Source organism: Vibrio sp. M250220, assembly GCF_036533795.1.
In the GTDB taxonomy this organism is placed as follows: Bacteria; Pseudomonadota; Gammaproteobacteria; order Enterobacterales; family Vibrionaceae; genus Vibrio.
Window position 1 is genome coordinate 1 of sequence record NZ_JATABI010000135.1, and the last position, 1,342, is coordinate 1,342.

Consider the following 1,342-nt stretch of genomic DNA (forward strand, 5'->3'; position numbering starts at 1 on the left):
GATTCACAACGCTTATATGGACTCCCTATTGTTGTCAAAAAGTATTGTTAACGAAGGTTAGATGCTTGCTTATATACGGGCTCTAGTTGAGAAGCTATCTCGGGCCACTTTGATGTGTTCGCACCGTCATGACTTTATCTTGGCAGCGGTATTTAATACCTAAGCGTTGCACAGTCTCTTGAAGGTTGGTCTTACCTGTTCGTTATCACGGTCTTTTTGACTAACTCTGTTAAGCCACAAGGAATTGTGGCTTGTAATCCTCTCCGCTTTCTATCATAGCGAAGGCTGTTCTTACGGTCTTATTTGCCAATGCTATTGCAGCAACCTTTTTCCCACGTCTTACCGTCATTGCTTTAAGCCATTGCTCTTTTGATGTACGAGCTTCTCGCTTTTCTAATTTGCAAACGACCCCAATGGCTCCATTGTAGAGGGCGTTACGCAGAGTGTTGTTGCCACAGCGTTTAGCAATAGCCCCTATCTTTTTTTGCCTCCACTACTATGTTGAACAGGAGTTAATCCCAGACAGGCAGAAGCATGTCGTCCTTTTGAAAAATGGTCTTTTTGGCTGAGGGCAATTTTCAATAAAGCCGCACAAATAGGGCCGACACCTTCTAATGCTTGTAGGCGTTTGCACAATAGGTCTTGAGATGTAGTGACTTTCAGTTTTTGTGTAATGTTATCGATTTGGTGAACTAAATCGACGAATCGGTCATACATCATTGCTAGGGTTTCCCTGAATGTCCAGGTGAGACTATTTTCAGCCTCTTCGAGTATGAGGGGGATTTCGGTTCTAAGCGCAAAATCGCCTTTGTTGATAGGGAAGCCAAACTCAAGTAACAGCGCTCTTAATTGATTTGCGGAGCTGACTTTCTGTCGGACAAGCAATTCGCGAATATGAACAATAGATTGTTGGCACTGGTCTTCAATATTAAGTATTCGGCAAGCTTTCACGTTAGGCTGCATAGCGGCGATAGCGATGGCTAAAGCATCATTAGCATCTGTTTTTTGACCTTGCCGGAATGCAGAGACTCGTTTAGGAGCGATGGCTTTTACTTTATGACCGAGTTTAATAGCTAGTCGTCCCCAGTGATGAGCGGTCGCGCAAGATTCCATGGCAATGAGCGATGCTTTTTCTTTGATAAGAAGCTCTGTAAGTTTTTTTCGAGAGACTTCTTTGTTGAAAATAATTCTTCCATGTCGATCCATCTTACAAACTTGGAAAACGTTTTTTGCTAAGTCGATAGCGAGCACCGTAGAATGAGTCATGTGTTGGCTTCCTTGTAAAAGTGTCGTTACTTATTACGTTACTCCCGAGGGAGATAGGGAGTCCATACATCTTGGC

At 43.3% G+C, this 1,342-nt stretch carries 1 protein-coding gene; it reads right to left on the bottom strand.

The features are described 5' to 3' along the window. Positions 1–474: 474 nt before the first annotated feature. Entirely contained in the window at positions 475–1,206 is a 732-nt protein-coding gene (locus tag QTN94_RS19915) for an IS110 family transposase (RefSeq protein WP_331428639.1), read from the bottom strand. Positions 1,207–1,342: the final 136 nt, after the last annotated feature.